Source organism: Paenarthrobacter sp. YJN-D (assembly GCF_015040335.1).
Lineage (GTDB): Bacteria > Actinomycetota > Actinomycetes > Actinomycetales > Micrococcaceae > Arthrobacter > Arthrobacter nicotinovorans.
This window is the reverse complement of sequence record NZ_CP053549.1, coordinates 4196968-4212848: the sequence shown is the minus strand read 5'-3', so window position 1 is coordinate 4212848 and position 15881 is coordinate 4196968. Positions and strand designations below refer to the sequence as shown.

Genomic DNA, 15881 nt, shown 5'->3' with positions numbered 1-15881 from the left:
ACCGGCGGTCGGAACGGCCGGGCAAAACCCCTCCAGAAAGAAGAGACACCATGACATCTCCCGTCCTCGAAGTCCTCGACGCGGACTTCCCACGGCCAGACAGGGACGTGCTTGAAAGACTGGCCAAGCTCCCGGCAGCGAACATCGGCGACGCGATGGACCGTCTTGGGGTGGCCGACTCGGCTATCCAGGCTGTCTGGCCCGGTGCGCGCCTGGCCGGACCGGCCTTCACAGTCTGGACCCGCCCGGGCGACAACCAAGGCATCCACCGGGCGCTTCAGCTGGCCCAGCCCGGCGATGTGGTTGTTGTTGCCGGCGGAGGCGACGAATCCCGGGCATTGCTGGGTGAACTGATTGGCGAGCGGGCCATCAACCTTGGGCTGGCAGGCTTCGCCCTGGACGGTGCGGCCCGGGACGCTGAAGCACTCGGCGAGATCGGGATGCCCGTCTTCGCCCGGGCAATCACTCCGGCTGGACCATACAAGAACGGTCCTTCCAGGCTGGGTACACCGATCTCCTTCGGCGGCGTTCCCGTCATGCCGGGGGACGTCATCATCGGTGACTCGGACGGCGTCGTCGTTGTTCCCCGCGAGCAGGCAGCCGTCGTCGCCGACGCCGCCGAGGCCGTATTTGCCGACGAAACCAACCGCCGGACCGCCATCATCGCAGACCGCCGGAAGTAGCGGACCCGCTCCTGCCGTGCCCCTCCACGAACCACTCACGAAAGACACGATCATGACAGCATGCACCGTCATCGGCCTCGGCGAAGCCGGGGCAACCTACGCGGCGGCCCTCGTTGCCGCCGGACACCAGGTAACCGGGTTCGATCCCGTCGCGCCGGACACCCCGGCTGGAGTCTTCCGTGCGACCACCGCGGCAGAAGCCTGCGTCGCGGCCGATATCGTCCTGGTCCTGACAGGTGCCGCAGCCGCCCGAAGTGTCGCCGAGGAGTGTCTTCCGGTCATGGCTGAAGGCAGCTGCTACGCAGACTTCACATCGTCCTCGCCGCACGTCATGCAGGAACTGGGACAGTTGCCAACGAACGCGGACTTCGCCGACGTGGCAATCCTGGGCCCGGTACCCACGCAGGGCGTCAAGACTCCGCTGATGGTCAGCGGGCCGGGGGCAGCCGCAGTAGCGGCGCTGCTCGCACCGATGGGTGCCGCCGTCGAAATTGCCGACGGCGAACCCGGAGCGGCCATGGCACACAAACTGCTGCGTAGTGTCCTCATGAAGGGCTTTGCTTCAGTAGTGGTCGAGGCCGTCACCGCGGGACGGGCAGCCGGCCTTGAGGACTGGATCCGCGGCCAGATCGCACGGCAGCTGGCCGGCGACGGTCAAGCCGTCATCGACCGCTTCCTGGTTGGCACCGCCAAGCATGCCCGGCGCCGGTCGAAGGAAATGCAGGACACCGCCAGCTTCCTCCAGGACGACCTGAAGGTACCTGCGGAAATGACGACGGCGGCTGCCTCGGCTTTGGAGCGGATGGCAGTCGAGCCGGCGGACGAGCCCGCGGCCGAGCCGGCGGGAAAGGCCGGGGTATTGCGCTGAAGGGCGCATCGGGAAGAATCGGAACAAGGGCAATAATGAGTAACCGACCGGCAGGCACATTCCTGGCAGGAGCATTAACATGATCGGCATTTGGGCCTTGGGGGCCTACCTTGCCGTGATCCTGCTCTGGACCACGCTGTTGAAGCGCAGCGTTGGCGAGGCAATGATGATCGGCTTCCTGGTGGTGCTGCCCTTTACCGGCGCAGCCGCTGTGGAAGTGGGCTGGGCGTCGTTGTCCTCGGCAATGACGGACGAAATTGTGTACGCCACTATGGCCTTCGTCTTCATGGGATACCTCCTCGATAAAACCGGGGTACTGGATAAGCTGATCGATCTCCTGAATTCGTTGATAGGCGGCGTGAAGGGTGGCCCCGCCTGGGTTTCGACGGTGGCTTCCGCCGGTCTGGGCGGCGTGGTCCACAACCAGGCCGCCATCGCGGCGACGGTAGGTTCCGTCACCATTCCCTGGATGGAGAAGTCCAAGCTCGACAAGCCTTCGGCTGCCACCCTTGTTGCCGGCAACGCAGGCATGGGCATCACCTTTCCGTTCAGTGCCTCCATGTTCGTGCTGGTGGGATCGGCCACTGTGGGTCCGCTGCTCAACGTCAACGATCTGGTCCTGCCGCTGCTCGTCGGAGGCCTGTGGTGCTTCCTGCACCGCTTGATCGTTACGTGGTTGCTGGTCCGCAAGAGCGGGATGACGCCGCTGGGCAGCGCCCACCGCCTGGCTGTCGGCACGGCGTTCGGCCGGGGCTGGGCGACCCTGCTCCTGTTCGTCGTCGTGGCGGTTCCCCTCATCATCACCTCCGGTGCGATCGCCTCCGCGTTGTCTGACTGGACTGGTGGGGACATCACAAAGACAGTCAGCGTCATCGTCTGGATTCCCGTGGTGCTGATCATCACCGGCGCATTGCTGGGACGGAGGCAATTGCCGCGGAGCGGCCGGGCATGGTGGACGTTGCTGCAGTCTTCCGCTCCACGGTTCGGCGTCGTGGGGATCACTGTGGTGTTCGCTTTCGCCGGCGCCAACGCCTTGGCCGCAACAGGACTGCCCAAGCAGATGACCGCTTTGCTGGGCCAAATGAACCTGCCGCTGTGGCTGCTCGCCATTCTCATCGGGCTGATCGTCATCGCTGTGGCCGCGCCGCTGTCCGCGACGGCGACCATGGCCGCCGTCGGAACCGTTGGGGTCGCTACGCTCGTGGCAGCCGGCGTTCCGGCGACTACCGCCGCCGTGGCCGTACTCATCTTTTCCTCGTGCGAAGCCGCAGTTCCGCCCGGCGGTGCCCCGCTCTATGTCGCCTGCGGGATAGCGGACGTCAATCCAATCAAGACCTTCTCCAGGCTCCTCACCCACTACGCCCTGCCGCTGCTGGGCATTGGCGTGCTGGTCATCCTGGGCTTCCTGCCCATCTAAGGAACCATCCGATGCATAAGATACGACGAACCGTCCAGACAGTCTTCGTGATCACCCTCGCAGTGCTTCTTGCGGGAGGGGTGCTGTTCGTGGCCGGCCAAGCCCTGGGACTGGTCTTCGGTCAGGGCAGTTGGCTGAAGTTCTTCAACGACTACGTCAAACCGGGGATGTCTGTCGCAGCGTCCGTCTGCGCCGTCGCAGGCTTCCTGCTGAGCTACAAGAGCAGGCAGGACACGAACCTCAAAGAGGAGGCAGGCACGCGATGACCGCATCTCCGGGCACCTATCCGACATTTGCCGAGCTGTTGTGCCGGGAAGGAAAGCTTGCCGGCACGTCATGGGAGCTTTTCCCCGAAAAGGACCGTGGCACGCCGTCGTTCATCTCACGGGAGGCGGTTCTCGCGGCAAAGGACTGCATCCGCGAGGGGGTCTCGTTCGGCCTGGACTATGCGGCAGATGACTTCGACCCCGGCATGTCACTCAAACGGGGAGCTCCCCGGCACATCATCTACTCGGCCCACCCCGCCCACCGCGATGACTACCTGGACGGCTACTACCTTCAGGGATCCACGCAGATCGATGGACTCAGGCATCGCCGCGCGGACGACGTTGGCTTTTACAACGGCACCCCGGATTACTCCGTCCGCGAAGGCACACCCGAACTCGGCATCCAAGGGTGGGCGGACCGGCCCATCGTCGGCCGAGGCGTGCTGGTGGACATCGATGGCTACAGCTCGGCCCACGGCGGGCCCATTGACCACACCTCGGGCCAAGCCCTTGGACTGGACCTGATCCTCGCCGCGATCAATGCTCAGTCCCTCACCCTCAAGCCTGGCGACATCCTCATGCTCCACACGGGCTGGTGCGAATGGTTCCTCGGCTTGGCCCAGGAGGACAAACAGGAAGTCCGAACCAGCAGGAAGGCATCAGGCGTGGAACAATCCCAGGAGTTCGTCGCCTGGGCGTGGGACAACCAAATTGCGCTGCTGGCCGCCGACAACTTCGCCTTCGAATGCCTCCCGGCCGTGGCAGGCAGCCCGTTCCTGGAGGCGGCGCCGAATGACAACGGCATGATGCACCAGCAACTCCTCGCCAAACTCGGCATGCCCCTCGGTGAGCTTTGGCGACTGGGTCCATTGGCCCGGCACATGAGGTCCACCGGAAACTGGGACGCCTTTGTCAGCATCAAGCCGCTCAACATCGTGGGAGGCACGGGATCGCCGGCGAACGCCATCGCGCTGCTGTAAACCACGAAGCCGGACTACGCTGGAACTCCCGGCCCCGGAGCAAAGGCGAAGTGGACACCATGAAGACAGTTGTCATCGGAGGCAGCGGCCACATCGGCTCCTTCCTCGTTCCCAGGCTCGTCCGTGCGGGGCATGAGGTGGTCAACATCAGCCGCGGAACCAGCACGCCCTACACGGATTCACCCGAATGGCAGCAGGTCCGCCAGGTCGCTGCGGACCGTGAGCAGGAGGACCGGGCCGGCACCTTCGGTGACAGGGTCGCGGAGCTGGGTGCCGACGTCGTGGTTGACCTTGTCTGCTTCACGCTCGACTCGGCCACCGCGCTGGTGAACCGTCTCCGTGGCGAGGTGGGACATCTCCTGCACTGTGGATCCATCTGGCGGTACGGCGAGAGCTTGAAGTTGCCGTTGGCGGAGGGCTCGGATTCCGCCCTCGAACCGACTGATGAGTACGGCATCCAGAAGCGCGACATCGCCCGCATGCTGAAGGAGGAGACGGCGTCCGGCGGCCTGGTCACGACGTCGCTGCATCCCGGGCATATCGTGGGGCCGGGCTGGCATCCGGTGGGGCCGCTTGGGAATTTCGATCCCACGGTGTGGCAGAAGATCTCCGGCGGGCAGACAGTGCTCATGCCGGGAAGCGGTACGGAAATGATGCATCACGTCCATGCCGACGACCTCGCGCAGGCCTTTGAGAAGGCCATCGACCGCCGTGATGCGGCGGCCGGCGAAGACTTCAACATCGTCGCTCCCACTGCCCTGAGCGTTCGCGGCTACGCCAGGATTGCGGCGTCCTGGTTCGGCCAGGAGCCCCATCTTGAGACGGTCGGATGGGACGAATTCCGCCGGACCAGCACGCCCGAACACGCTGACACGAGCTGGGCCCACTTGTCCCGCAACCATTGCCTCACCATCGAAAAAGCCAAATCCCTCCTGGGCTACGCACCGCGCTACGAGCCCGAACAGGCCGTGCACGAGTCCCTGCGCTGGCTCGTTGACCACGGGCAACTCAAGGTCAGCAGCCCCGACTGAACCTGAACGGTATCTGTACATCCCCCGCTCGAGGCCCGAAGCTTGAAGCAAGCAAAGGGGGCTCTCTGTGTACAAGGCGCCGAGCAGGGACGTGACTGACAGCCGGCTGGACCATGCGTTCTTCATCCTGGGCGGGGCGGCTGCGGTGTGGCTGGCGTTCCTGCTGGTGGGGGAGAGTTTCCATCTGGGTTGGGGCCAGGTGTGGTTCTACTTCTTCTTCTGGGCATTTCTTGCTTATCTGCTCCTGCCCCGCCTGCACCGCATCCTGACCACTATTTATGTTCCGGGCTACTTCATCGGGCGCGCCCGGACCAGTGACGGACTCCTGGGCGATCCCGTGAACGTCGCGTTGCTCGGCCACGAGCCGCAAATCCACGCCATCATGCGCGCTGCCGGCTGGACGCAGGCGGACGACGTCACCTTCGGCAGCAGCCGCCGCATCGTCAGCTCCACCATTTTCAGGCAAAGCTATTCCGAGGCGCCGGTCAGCCCGCTCTACCTGTTCGACCGGCAACAGGATTTCGCCTATCAGCAGGAAGTGGACAACAACCCCGGCAAACGCCACCACGTCCGGTTCTGGCGCTGCCCCGATGGCTGGCTCCTGCCGGGCGGTCATAAGGTGGACTGGCTTGCCGCCGGAACCTACGACCGCAGCGTCGGTTTCTCGCTGTTCACCCTCCAGATCACGCATAAGATCGAGCAGAACACGGACGTTGAGCGTGACCACATCGTGCGGACAGTTTCCGACGCCGGGCCCGCGGTGTCCGTTCACGTGATCAAGGACTTCTCTACCGGCTACCACTCGCGGAACGGCGGCGGTGATTCAATCTCCACTGACGGCGACCTGCCCATTATCGACGCGCGGTCCGTGACTGTCCCGGCCGGCCAGCCTTCCCGTCCCACTGACAGCCGTGACAGGCGGCCGGCCCCCACCATGATGGGTGCCGCGTTGGTGGTGGCCAGGTCCATCGCGGCCTTCGTCCTCGCCCTGACGCTGCTGACTTCGTCCGAGGTCTTCACGGACCTCACCGCCGACGGCGACCCCCTTGACCCGCAAACCACGACGGCGGTGGTCACCTTCGTTGCCATCGCGGTGCTGTTGTTCGGCCTGGGTGAGATTTTCCTTGCCTGGCGGATTTTCCTGGGCAGCAACGGAGCCCGGGTGATCGCAATGGGCCTCAGTTCCATATCGGTGGTTGTCCAGGCCATTGACTACTTCACCGGAAGTACCAACATCACCCTCGAAGCCGGACTCTCAGGCCTGGCCACCGACATCCTGGTTCTCCTGGCACTTTCCAGCCAGCGGGCGAGGGTCTACGCCAAACGGCAGCGAATTCCGGCCGTGCCTGCCTCGGTCGTTGGGCGCCGCGTCTCTTCCTGACCCTCTTTCAAGCCGGGAGTGCCGGGACACGCCGTCGTTTCCGGCGTGTCGGGGGCGTTTCAGATTCAAAGCGGGTCGTGGAGCTACAGCTTTCCACGATTCTTCAGCTTGGCTCAATAGACTGGCGGTGCCCGGGGCCGCGCATAGCAGCATTGAGCCCCGGCAATTATCGAACACCGAATTGGGGACCCTCGTTTTGACTGCTGTTTTTCCGAAAATTACCGTCGTTGTGCCTACCTACAATGAGCGCGAGAACCTGCCGGTTCTTGTCGCCCAGCTCCAGGCACTCAGTATTCCGAATCTGCACGTGCTGGTTGTTGATGACAGCTCACCTGACGGGACCGGGATGGTGGCTGATCGATTGTCGGCGGAATCCCGGGGAACAGTGTCCGTCCTGCACCGGAAGGAAAAGGATGGACTGGGCCGGGCCTATGTGGCGGGAATGACCGAGGCGCTGGCCGGGAACTCGGAGATCATCATCCAAATGGACGCAGATCTGTCCCACCCTGTAGCTGCAATCCACACCATGCTTGAACGGATCCAGGATTCCGGGGCGGCGCTCGTGATTGGTTCGCGCTACGTCACTGGCGGCTCCACTGCGGCCGAATGGCCCTGGCACCGCAAGGCCCTTTCGGCGTGGGCCAACTTCTATGTCGGCGCAATCCTGGGGTTGAAGGTCAAGGATGCCACGGCGGGATACAAGGCGTGGACAGCTTCTGCGTTGCAACAGATCGATGTGGCGTCCATCCAAAGCGACGGATATTCATTCCAGGTGGAGATGAACTACCGGGCAGCCCGGCACGGCCTGAAGATCATGGAGGTTCCCATCCATTTTGAAGAGCGGGTGGAAGGCGCATCCAAGATGGACCTTCGCGAACAACTCGAATCCGCGCTCACCCCGTGGAAGCTCCGCTTCCAGAAGGTGGAGGCACCCGCACGGGTGACCGCCTTCTAAGGCGCCAAACTCTTAAAGCCCGACGGCGGCACCCAAGTGAGTGCCGCCGTCGGGCTTTATCCCTGTGCGCGAGCGTTGGCCTCAAGCTTGAGGGATGTGCGGGAGCGTTGGCCTCAAGCTTGAGGGATGTGCGCGAGCGTTACGCGGTGACTGCCAAGGCGTCGATCTCCACCAGCATGACCTCGTGCGGCAGGTCCACGAACACGGTGGTGCGGCTGGGCAGCTGGCCGCTGGGGACGTTCTCGCGGATGAACTCGCCGTAGACCTCGTTCATGGCGGCGAAGTCGCCGCGGGTGGTGAGGTAGACGCGGAACATGAGGACGTCTTCGACGGAGGATCCGCCGGCTTCCAGGATGGCCTTGACGTTCTCCAGGGTGCGGCGGGTCTGGACGCGGACGTCGCCCTCGCCGATGTACTGGTTGGTGGCGGGGTCCATGGGGCCCTGGCCCGAAACTTGGAACATGCCGCCCTTCTTGATGCCCTGGGAGAATACGTGCGCCGGGGCGGGGGCGTTTTCGGTCAGTACTACGGTCTTTTCACTCATGCTGGGTTCCTTTCGTGGCTGATCCAGCCGAGGTCGTTGGAGATGGCCTCGGTGCTGGCTTTGAGGTCGGGCAGCAGCTCAAGCAAGCCTTCATAGCTGAGCATCACTACCGGTACCGAACAAGAGGCTGCGGCAACAACGGCGCCGCTGGCGTCGCGGATGGGGGCCGCGATGCAGTGCACGAACGCTTCGTGCTCGGCGTTGTCGTGTGCCCAGCCCTGTTCCTTGACCTGCTCGAGTTCGGCCAACAAGGCCTCCGGCGAGGTCAGGGTGTTCTCGGTAACTTTCACGTAGTCCAGCCCCGCCGCGATCTTTTCCTGCCGGCTGCGCGGCATGTCGGCGAGGAGGACTTTGGACACAGCGGCCGAATGCAGCGATGCAGTCAGGCCGATGCGCGAGTACATGCGGACGGGGTGGTGGGACTCGAACTTGTCGATGTACACCACCTCGCTTCCTTCGAAGGCGGCAAGGTGCACGGTGTGCCCGGTCTTGCCGTTGAGTTCGGCCAGATGGGGGTGGGCCACTTTGCGGATGTCCCGCTGTTCCAGCGCCAGCGAGGACAGTTCGAACAGCTTGGAGCCGAGCATGAACCGTTGGTCCTCGTCCCGCACTACCAGCCGTTTTTCTTCGAGGGCGTGGAGGAGCCGCATCACGGTGGTCTTGTGTACGGATGCCTTGGATGAGAGTTCATCCAGGGTGGCTGGCTTCGCGGCGAGTTGGCCGAGCAGGTCGATGGCCCGCATGAGGCTTTGGCTCAAGGTGTCACGCTCCGGTTCCGGTGTTGAATTGTCCGTCTTCAACATGGATAGCAGCCCAGGCCCCATCCGAAGAATCGAGGATGGCCGCGAGGTCCTCCGCGGACGGCAGCGGGCCTCGGTCGCCGTGGACCGTCAGCGTGCAGGCAGCGGCGACATGGCCCCGGCGGAGGCTCTCTTTCTGGCCGAGTCCGAACAACATGCCGCTGAGGTACCCGGCGGCGAACGAGTCACCGGCGCCAACAGGTTCGACGACGGCGACCGACAGTGCGGGCACCTCTTCCCGGGTGCCGCTCCGGTCCAAAGAGATGGCGCTGATGGCCTCGTTCTTGATGACCAGGACCTTGGGGTCGGGCATCAGGCGGCGGAGTTCGGCTTCATCAGTGGTTCCGAAGGCGTGCTCGGCTTCGTCTTTTCCGACAAGCACGACGTCGGCCAGGTTCGCCAGGCGCTGCAGGACGGAACGGTCTTGGCCTGCCCACAAGGCTTCGCGCCAGTTGACGTCGAAGCTGATGGTCCGGCCGTTGCGGGGCGCGGTGAGGATTGCTTCGAGGAGGGACAAGCACTCGGGGGAGAGGGCGGCGGTGATTCCGCTCAAGTGGATCAGGGCAGCGTTTTCCAGCAGGGAGGACACCGCGGGATTGGCGAGTGTGTCCCGTCCCATGGCCGATGCCGCGGATCCTTGCCGGTAGTAGAGGACTGAGCTGCCGCCGTCGGGGTCTGAATCCTGGGCCGGGACCTTCACGTAAAGGCCGGTGGGACGCTGGGAGTCGACTTCGACGCCTGAGACGCCCACTCCGTGGTTCCGGAGATCGTGGAGGATACGCGTGCCGAAGCCGTCGTGGCCCACCCGGCTGACCCAGTGGGTGTCCAGTCCCATGGCTGCCAGGCCCATGGCGACGTTGGATTCGGCGCCGCCGATCCCGCAGTGCAGCTCCGTTGCCAGGTGCAGGGGGACGGCTTGGACAGGGGTAAGCATGGCCATGGTTTCGCCGACACATACAGCTGAAAGCACTCGTTCTCCCATAGGTTCGCGCGCTTCGCAGCGGCCTTGACTCTCTATCCGCCACCATGTTAGACATATCACCAGCAGGTTTGCAACCAGCGTTGCAAAATACGCAACTCAAGAGAATCAACCCAAAACGCAGCTTCAACGCCGCAGCACCGCGAAGGGAATCAACGCGTGGACACTTCCGAAGCCATCTCGGCAACCGCCGTGGCATCCTTGGCCGAGCGCCGGCTCGACTGGCGCCACAAGGCCATCCCCGCCGCCGCCAACGGGATCACGCACGCTGAGTTCCTTGCGGCCAAGCCAACTCTGGCCGCGCTGCAGACCCCGCTGCTCAGCCTCGACGCCCAGGCACTCCAGGGCAACGCCGACCACCTGGCGAAGTGGTGTGCAGACAAGGGCGTGCTGCTCGCTCCCCACGGCAAAACCACCATGTCCCCGCAGCTCTGGACCGAGCAGCTCAACCGGGGAGCCTGGGGCATCACGCTGGCCAACTTCGCGCAGCTGCGGGTGGCCCGCGGGTTCGGCGTCCGCAACCTGCAGCTCGCCAACAGCCTCACGGATCCCCACGCCATCCAGTGGGTGGCGGAGCAGGACTCCACCATCCTGTCCTGGGTTGATTCCGTGGACACGGTCGCGCTGATCGAACGCACCTTGGCCGATACCGACTCTGTTCTGGATGTCCTGGTTGAGCTGGGCGCACACGGTGGGCGGACCGGGGCCCGCGGTGTGGATGCCGCGCTTGAGGTTGCCCGGGCCGTTGATGCCGCGGAGCACCTTCGCCTTGTGGGCGTCGCCGGGTACGAAGGCTCGCTCGCGCACACAGCGGACGACGCCGGACTGGCCGCAGTCCGCGGGTACCTCGCCAAGATGCGGCTGCTTCACGAGGAGCTGCTCGCCGCCGGGTTGTACGGTTCCGGCTCCGTCATCATCACGGCCGGTGGCAGCGCGTACTTCGACGACGTCGTCACTGTGCTGTCCCCCTGCATCAGCACCACAGCGGAGGCGGCCCCGACTGTGTCTCATTCCTTGAAAGTGGATCTCATGATCCGCAGCGGCGCCTACATCATCCACGACGACGGTTTCTACCGCGGAATCTCGCCGTTCTCCCGGGCGGGCAACCAACCCTTCAGCCCCGGAATGTACGGCTGGGCACGGGTTGTGTCGCAACCGGAACCGGGCCTTGCACTCCTCGACGCCGGCAAGCGGGACGTTCCGTTCGACGAAGGCCTGCCCGAGCCGCAGTTCATCGGCTCAACCCTCGGCGGAGCCATGGAGCCCCTGGTCGGAGCCGAAATCACCTCGGTCAACGACCAGCACAGCTTCCTGACCTTCAACCCCGACACCACCACCGTCCGCCCCGGCGACGTCGTCCGGCTGGGCCTGTCCCATCCGTGCACCGCCTTCGACAAATGGACGGTCATCCCGGTGCTCGCGGATTCCACGCCGGGCGGCGACCAGACCGTCGTCGACCTCATCCACACCTTCTTCTAGGACCCGCCATGAAGACCCTCATCAGCAATGCCACCCTGGTGGACGGAACCGGAGCGGACCGCCGCCAAGCGGACGTCCTGCTGGACGGCGCGTTGATTGCCGCCGTCGTCGACGCCGGTAGCCTCACCCCAGCGGACGCGGGCGCCGAGCGTGTCATCGATGCCACCGGCCTGGTCCTGAGTCCCGGTTTCATCGACATGCACGCGCATTCCGACCTCCAGTTGTTGGTCAACCGGGACCACTACGCCAAGCTCAGCCAAGGCGTCACCACGGAACTGTTGGGCCAGGACGGACTGTCCTATGCGCCCGTGGACGACGCCACACTGGCCGGTGTCCGGGAGAAAATTGCGGGCTGGAACGACAACCCGGCCGGCTTCGACTGGAACTGGCGGACCGTGGGCGAGTACCTCGACCGCCTCGACAGCGTAGAAGAGGGCGGCCGCATCGCCACCAACGCCGCCTACCTGGTACCCCAAGGGACCGTCCGGGCCATGGTGATGGGTTTCGCTGAAGGAGACCCCACGCCCGGGCAACAGCAGCACATGCAGGACGTCATCCGCGCGGCGATGGAAGAAGGCGCCCTCGGCATGAGCTCCGGGCTGACCTACACGCCCGGTATGTACGCGCAGACCGAGGAACTTGCCGGGCTCCTCCGCACGGTGGGTGAGCTGGGCGGCTTCTACGCACCGCACCACCGCTCCTACGGCAAGGGCGCCCTGGGAGCCTACGCCGAGATGATCTCCCTCAGCCGCGATACCGGCTGCGCCCTCCACCTTTCCCACGCCACCATGAACTTCGCCGAAAACAAGGGCCGCGCCGGGGAACTCCTGGACTTGATCGACCAAGCCCTGGACCAAGGCGTGGACATCACCCTGGACACCTACCCCTACCTCCCCGGCGCCACCACGCTCTCCGCGATCCTGCCGAGTTGGGCCTCATCCGGCGGCACCGAGGCCACCCTGGCCCGGCTGGCGGACCCGGACACCCGCGCGCGCATCCGTGAAGCCGTGGAGATCTACGGCTCCGACGGGTGCCACGGCGTCGTTGCCGAGTGGGACACCCTGGAAATCAGCGGAGTGCAGAACCCGGCGCTCGCAGAACTCGTGGGAAAGACCATCAAGGACATCGCGGCCGAAGCCCGGCAGGATCCCTTCGACGTGTTCGTGCGCATCCTCACCGAAGACCGCCTCGGCACCGGCATCCTGCAACACGTCGGTCACGAGGAAAACGTCCAGGCCATCATGAAGCACCGCACGCACACCGGCGGCAGTGACGGACTCCTGGTCGGCGCCAAACCACACCCCCGCGCCTGGGGCACGTTCCCGCGCTACCTCGGCCATTACTCCCGCGACCTCGGCCTGCTCAGCCTCGAAGAAACAGTCCACCACCTCACGGGCCGGCCCGCCGCCCGCCTCAAGCTCAGCGGCAGGGGACTGGTCCGCGAAGGTTACGCAGCCGACGTCGTACTCTTCGACCCCGCAACCATCAGCGATACCGCCACGTTCGAGAATCCACGCCAGGCCGCCGACGGCATCCACTACGTGTTCGTCAACGGCACGGCAGCGATCGGCGGCGGCAAACCCACCGGCGCACGCGCCGGCCGCGCCCTCCGCAGACACAGCGACGGCCTCACCCGAGTAGGAAGCAGCACCTCATGACCCCCGAAGAATTCCTCCAGCAGCTCGAAACGGACCGCACGCTCGCTGTGGTCCGGGCGCCCTCCATTACGGACGCGGCCGACCTCTGCCGTGCCTTGGCCAGCGGCGGCATCCGCAGCGTCGAGCTGACGTTCACCACGCCGGATGCGCTCAAGCACGTCAAGCGCGCGGCCGAGACGGCAGCGGACCACGGTGCCGCCGTCGGAATCGGCACCGTCATGACCGGTGACCAAGCCCGCGCAGCGATCGACGCCGGGGCGAAGTTCCTGGTGACGCCCGGGCTCAGGCCGGAGGTCGCCGCCGTTGCTGCGGCCGCGGGAATCCCGTTCAGCCTCGGCGCCATGACCCCCACAGAGGTGGCGCAAGCCCTGGACCTGGGTTCGGCCGCAGTCAAGATTTTCCCCGCCCGCCAGCTCGGTCCGGCGTACCTGAAGGACCTGCAGGGCCCGTACCCGGGCATCCGCTTGCTGCCTTCGGGAGGCATCGACGCCTCCAACGCCAAGAGCTATCTCGACGCCGGTGCTGCCGCAGTCTGCTGTGGCACCAGCGTGGTCCCGCCCGCAGCAGTCGCTGCCGGCGATTGGGCAGACATCGCGGCACGTGCCGCAGCCTTCACCAGCACCCTCAAGTAGGACTCACCCAGAAAGAAACGCCCATGAATGAATTTCTTGAATGGCTGCGGCACGACACCGCCGGCCTGCTCCTCCTGGCAGGCGCGGGCATCGCGTTGCTGCTGTTCCTGATCATCAAGGTCAAGCTCGAACCGTTCATCGCCCTGGTGGGGACGGGTGTGATCGTGGCCCTGGTCGGCGGGATTTCCGTGGAAGCCCTGGTGGGTTCGGCCACCAAGAGCAGCGACGCCCTCATCGAAAAGGGCTTCGCCGGCATCCTGGGCCACATCACCGTGATCATCGGCCTCGGTACCGTGCTGGGCGCCATCCTGGAACGGTCCGGCGGCGCGGAAGTGCTGCTCGGCAGGCTCGTGAAGATCTTCGGTGAAAAGGGCACCCCGCTTGCCATGGGCATCACCGGCTTCGTACTGGGTATTCCGGTGTTCTTCGATATCGGCATCTTCGTCCTGGCGCCGCTGGTCTATGTTGCCGCCATCCGCGGCGGCAAGTCCCTGGCACTGTACGCACTGCCGCTGCTGGCAGGCCTGTCCGTAACCCACGCCTTCCTGCCTCCGCACCCCGGCCCTGTTGCCGCTGCCGGCCTCTTCCACGTTGACCTTGGCTGGATCATCCTCATGGGCCTCATCTGCGGCATCCCCGCCTGGTTCGCTTCCGGCATCCTGTGGGGTACGTACATCGGCAAGCGCGTGATGGTGTCCGTTCCGGAAGACCGGATCGTTCCCGAGGCCGAGGGAGCCCGGGGCCACGAACCGTCCATCGGCTTGGTGCTGCTGGCCATCGGCCTGCCCATGATCCTCATCCTTGGCGGCACGTTCGGCAACATCTTCGCTCCTCCCGGTGCTTTCCGGGACGTCCTCCAGTTCTTCGGCAACCCGGCCATCGCATTGACCGTGGCCGTGCTGCTGGCCATGTGGCTGCTGGGCATCCGCCGCGGCATGACCTCCGCCGAGCTCAGTGAAATCACGGGATCTTCGCTGCGGCCCGTGGGCATGATTCTCCTCGTGGTCGGTGCCGGCGCGTTCTTCGGAGCAGTCCTGTCCGCCACGGGTGTTGGTAAGGCTGTTGCGGACTCGCTGTCCCAGGCCGGCCTGCCGATCATCCTGTCCGCGTTCGTCATCAGTGCGGGCATGCGCATCGCCCAAGGCTCGGCCACCGTGGCAATCGTGACCACCGGCGGCATCCTGGCACCGAGCCTGGCCACCGGGTACTCCCAGCCGCAGCTCGCCCTGATCGTGGTGGCCATTTCCTCCGGCTCCATCATCGCCAGCCACGTCAACGACGGCGGATTCTGGATCATCTCCAAGTACTTCAACATGTCCGTCAAGGACACCCTGAAGACCTGGACCGTGCTGGAAACCGTGCTGTCCATTGTGGGCTTCGGAATGGCGGCCCTGCTGTACACCTTCGTGAGGTGAACCGCCGGCACCCACGGTGGGTTCCGGCGTCGTGAGCTTCTACCGTCACGAGCCAATGTGAAACCGGATCGGCCCCGGCATGCCTGTCAAAAGGCATGCCGGGGCCGTTGTGCTTTAAGGATGTAGTGGCCGCATCGCGCTGCCGTTAAAGCAAAGAGCTCCGGAGTGCGTTATTGGGGGATACGCACTCCGGAGCGGTCTTTGAGCAGGCGCTTTCGCTTCCTGCACTCATCACTCTACGTGCCATGGGACCCCAATGCCACCACCTCGAATAAGTACTTTCGCTTTAGTTTCTCCGGTCCCCGTCATGGCGCTTTTTCTGGGGCACAATCAGCACCGGCCGGCGCTGGTGATGGCTGAGCCAGGCCGCCACGGAACCGTTGAGGGCCTCGGAAATCCGGTGCCCCAAACCAGGTTCCGGCGAGCCCACAATGATCATGGACGCGTTGATGTCCGCCGCCAGCCGCCCCAGGGCCCGGGCGGGATCGCCGGCTAGCAGCCGCAGGGTCCAGTCGGCGCTGCCGCCATCCATGGCTTCCCCGATCATCTTGCCGAGGTCCCCCCGGACCGCATCCACCTCGGCGTCGTCCTTTTCCGGGTGCAGCGACATCCTGTGGGTTTCGCGGGAGGGATCCCACTCCACGAGGTAGCTGGCCTCGTCCACGTAGGCGCACACCAGCGGCACGCCGAGCTGCTCGGCCAGGTTCCGGGCCGTTTGCAGCACCTCCACGTGCTGGTCGGGAAGGACGCCCACCACGAGGGGAATGGGCCCGCTGAAACTTTCCTCAGCCAT

At 65.0% G+C, this 15881-nt stretch carries 16 protein-coding genes; 12 read left to right on the top strand and 4 right to left on the bottom strand.

Annotated features, from left to right (window positions below; genetic code table 11):
- Positions 1-50: 50 nt before the first annotated feature.
- The 8 genes from HMI60_RS19600 to HMI60_RS19565 all read left to right on the top strand — a co-directional run bounded on the left by HMI60_RS19600 (position 51) and on the right by HMI60_RS19565 (position 7581).
- Positions 51-683, top strand: a complete 633-nt coding sequence (locus tag HMI60_RS19600; RefSeq protein WP_193590259.1) for a methyltransferase — start codon at positions 51-53, stop codon at positions 681-683.
- Positions 684-735: 52 nt separating this feature from the next.
- Positions 736-1551: an NAD(P)-dependent oxidoreductase gene (locus HMI60_RS19595; protein ID WP_193590258.1), complete on the top strand. Its 816-nt coding sequence runs from the start codon at positions 736-738 to the stop codon at positions 1549-1551.
- Between the two features lie 79 nt (positions 1552-1630).
- Positions 1631-2968: a TRAP transporter large permease subunit gene (locus HMI60_RS19590; protein WP_193590257.1), complete on the top strand. Its 1338-nt coding sequence runs from the start codon at positions 1631-1633 to the stop codon at positions 2966-2968.
- An 11-nt stretch (positions 2969-2979) separates the two neighbouring features.
- Complete coding sequence (locus tag HMI60_RS19585) at positions 2980-3234, top strand: hypothetical protein (RefSeq protein WP_110504753.1); 255 nt, start codon at positions 2980-2982, stop codon at positions 3232-3234.
- Positions 3231-4214 carry a cyclase family protein gene (locus HMI60_RS19580; RefSeq protein WP_193590256.1) on the top strand — a complete coding sequence of 328 codons (984 nt, stop codon included), beginning with the start codon at positions 3231-3233 and terminating at the stop codon, positions 4212-4214. The genes HMI60_RS19585 and HMI60_RS19580 overlap by 4 nt, the downstream gene beginning before the upstream one ends.
- Positions 4215-4273: 59 nt before the next feature.
- Positions 4274-5245 carry an NAD(P)-dependent oxidoreductase gene (locus HMI60_RS19575; RefSeq protein WP_193590255.1) on the top strand — a complete coding sequence of 324 codons (972 nt, stop codon included), beginning with the start codon at positions 4274-4276 and terminating at the stop codon, positions 5243-5245.
- 67 nt (positions 5246-5312) lie between these two features.
- Positions 5313-6626 carry an LssY C-terminal domain-containing protein gene (locus tag HMI60_RS19570; protein ID WP_018779379.1) on the top strand — a complete coding sequence of 438 codons (1314 nt, stop codon included), beginning with the start codon at positions 5313-5315 and terminating at the stop codon, positions 6624-6626.
- 127 nt (positions 6627-6753) lie between these two features.
- Complete coding sequence (locus tag HMI60_RS19565) at positions 6754-7581, top strand: polyprenol monophosphomannose synthase (protein ID WP_227453608.1); 828 nt, start codon at positions 6754-6756, stop codon at positions 7579-7581.
- Positions 7582-7720: 139 nt separating this feature from the next.
- Here HMI60_RS19565 and HMI60_RS19560 read toward each other — a convergent pair whose 3' ends face one another.
- The 3 genes from HMI60_RS19560 to HMI60_RS19550 are packed head-to-tail and all read right to left on the bottom strand — an operon-like array spanning position 7721 to position 9895.
- Positions 7721-8125: a RidA family protein gene (locus HMI60_RS19560; RefSeq protein ID WP_193590253.1), complete on the bottom strand. Its 405-nt coding sequence runs from the start codon at positions 8123-8125 to the stop codon at positions 7721-7723.
- Positions 8122-8928, bottom strand: a complete 807-nt coding sequence (locus HMI60_RS19555) for an IclR family transcriptional regulator (protein ID WP_079582292.1) — start codon at positions 8926-8928, stop codon at positions 8122-8124. The genes HMI60_RS19560 and HMI60_RS19555 overlap by 4 nt, the downstream gene beginning before the upstream one ends.
- Complete coding sequence (locus HMI60_RS19550; protein ID WP_110504750.1) at positions 8888-9895, bottom strand: sugar kinase; 1008 nt, start codon at positions 9893-9895, stop codon at positions 8888-8890. Before HMI60_RS19550 ends, HMI60_RS19555 begins: the two co-directional genes overlap by 41 nt.
- 168 nt (positions 9896-10063) lie before the next feature.
- On the opposite strand from HMI60_RS19550, the gene HMI60_RS19545 reads away from it, so the two are divergent.
- Genes HMI60_RS19545 through HMI60_RS19530 form a run of 4 tightly spaced genes read left to right on the top strand, consistent with a single transcriptional unit; the run spans position 10064 to position 15088 of the window.
- On the top strand, positions 10064-11383 hold the full coding sequence (locus tag HMI60_RS19545; RefSeq protein WP_110504749.1) for an alanine racemase: 1320 nt from the start codon (positions 10064-10066) through the stop codon (positions 11381-11383).
- Between the two features lie 8 nt (positions 11384-11391).
- Positions 11392-13041, top strand: coding sequence for an amidohydrolase family protein (locus tag HMI60_RS19540; protein WP_110504748.1), 1650 nt, complete (start codon positions 11392-11394; stop codon positions 13039-13041).
- Positions 13038-13673, top strand: coding sequence for a bifunctional 4-hydroxy-2-oxoglutarate aldolase/2-dehydro-3-deoxy-phosphogluconate aldolase (locus HMI60_RS19535; RefSeq protein ID WP_018779373.1), 636 nt, complete (start codon positions 13038-13040; stop codon positions 13671-13673). Before HMI60_RS19540 ends, HMI60_RS19535 begins: the two co-directional genes overlap by 4 nt.
- Before the next feature lie 23 nt (positions 13674-13696).
- Positions 13697-15088: a GntP family permease gene (locus HMI60_RS19530; RefSeq protein ID WP_018779372.1), complete on the top strand. Its 1392-nt coding sequence runs from the start codon at positions 13697-13699 to the stop codon at positions 15086-15088.
- A gap of 286 nt (positions 15089-15374) precedes the next feature.
- On the opposite strand, the gene HMI60_RS19525 is transcribed toward HMI60_RS19530, so the two are convergent.
- Positions 15375-15881 carry a universal stress protein gene (locus HMI60_RS19525; protein ID WP_018779371.1) on the bottom strand — a complete coding sequence of 169 codons (507 nt, stop codon included), beginning with the start codon at positions 15879-15881 and terminating at the stop codon, positions 15375-15377.

Coding starts and splice junctions, on each gene's coding strand:
- HMI60_RS19600 (WP_193590259.1), top strand. CDS start 51: ATGACATCTCCCGTCCTCGAAGTCCTCGACGCGGACTTCCCACGGCCA.
- HMI60_RS19595 (WP_193590258.1), top strand. CDS start 736: ATGACAGCATGCACCGTCATCGGCCTCGGCGAAGCCGGGGCAACCTAC.
- HMI60_RS19590 (WP_193590257.1), top strand. CDS start 1,631: ATGATCGGCATTTGGGCCTTGGGGGCCTACCTTGCCGTGATCCTGCTC.
- HMI60_RS19585 (WP_110504753.1), top strand. CDS start 2,980: ATGCATAAGATACGACGAACCGTCCAGACAGTCTTCGTGATCACCCTC.
- HMI60_RS19580 (WP_193590256.1), top strand. CDS start 3,231: ATGACCGCATCTCCGGGCACCTATCCGACATTTGCCGAGCTGTTGTGC.
- HMI60_RS19575 (WP_193590255.1), top strand. CDS start 4,274: ATGAAGACAGTTGTCATCGGAGGCAGCGGCCACATCGGCTCCTTCCTC.
- HMI60_RS19560 (WP_193590253.1), bottom strand. CDS start 8,125: ATGAGTGAAAAGACCGTAGTACTGACCGAAAACGCCCCCGCCCCGGCG.
- HMI60_RS19555 (WP_079582292.1), bottom strand. CDS start 8,928: ATGTTGAAGACGGACAATTCAACACCGGAACCGGAGCGTGACACCTTG.
- HMI60_RS19540 (WP_110504748.1), top strand. CDS start 11,392: ATGAAGACCCTCATCAGCAATGCCACCCTGGTGGACGGAACCGGAGCG.
- HMI60_RS19535 (WP_018779373.1), top strand. CDS start 13,038: ATGACCCCCGAAGAATTCCTCCAGCAGCTCGAAACGGACCGCACGCTC.
- HMI60_RS19530 (WP_018779372.1), top strand. CDS start 13,697: ATGAATGAATTTCTTGAATGGCTGCGGCACGACACCGCCGGCCTGCTC.
- HMI60_RS19525 (WP_018779371.1), bottom strand. CDS start 15,881: ATGGCTGAGGAAAGTTTCAGCGGGCCCATTCCCCTCGTGGTGGGCGTC.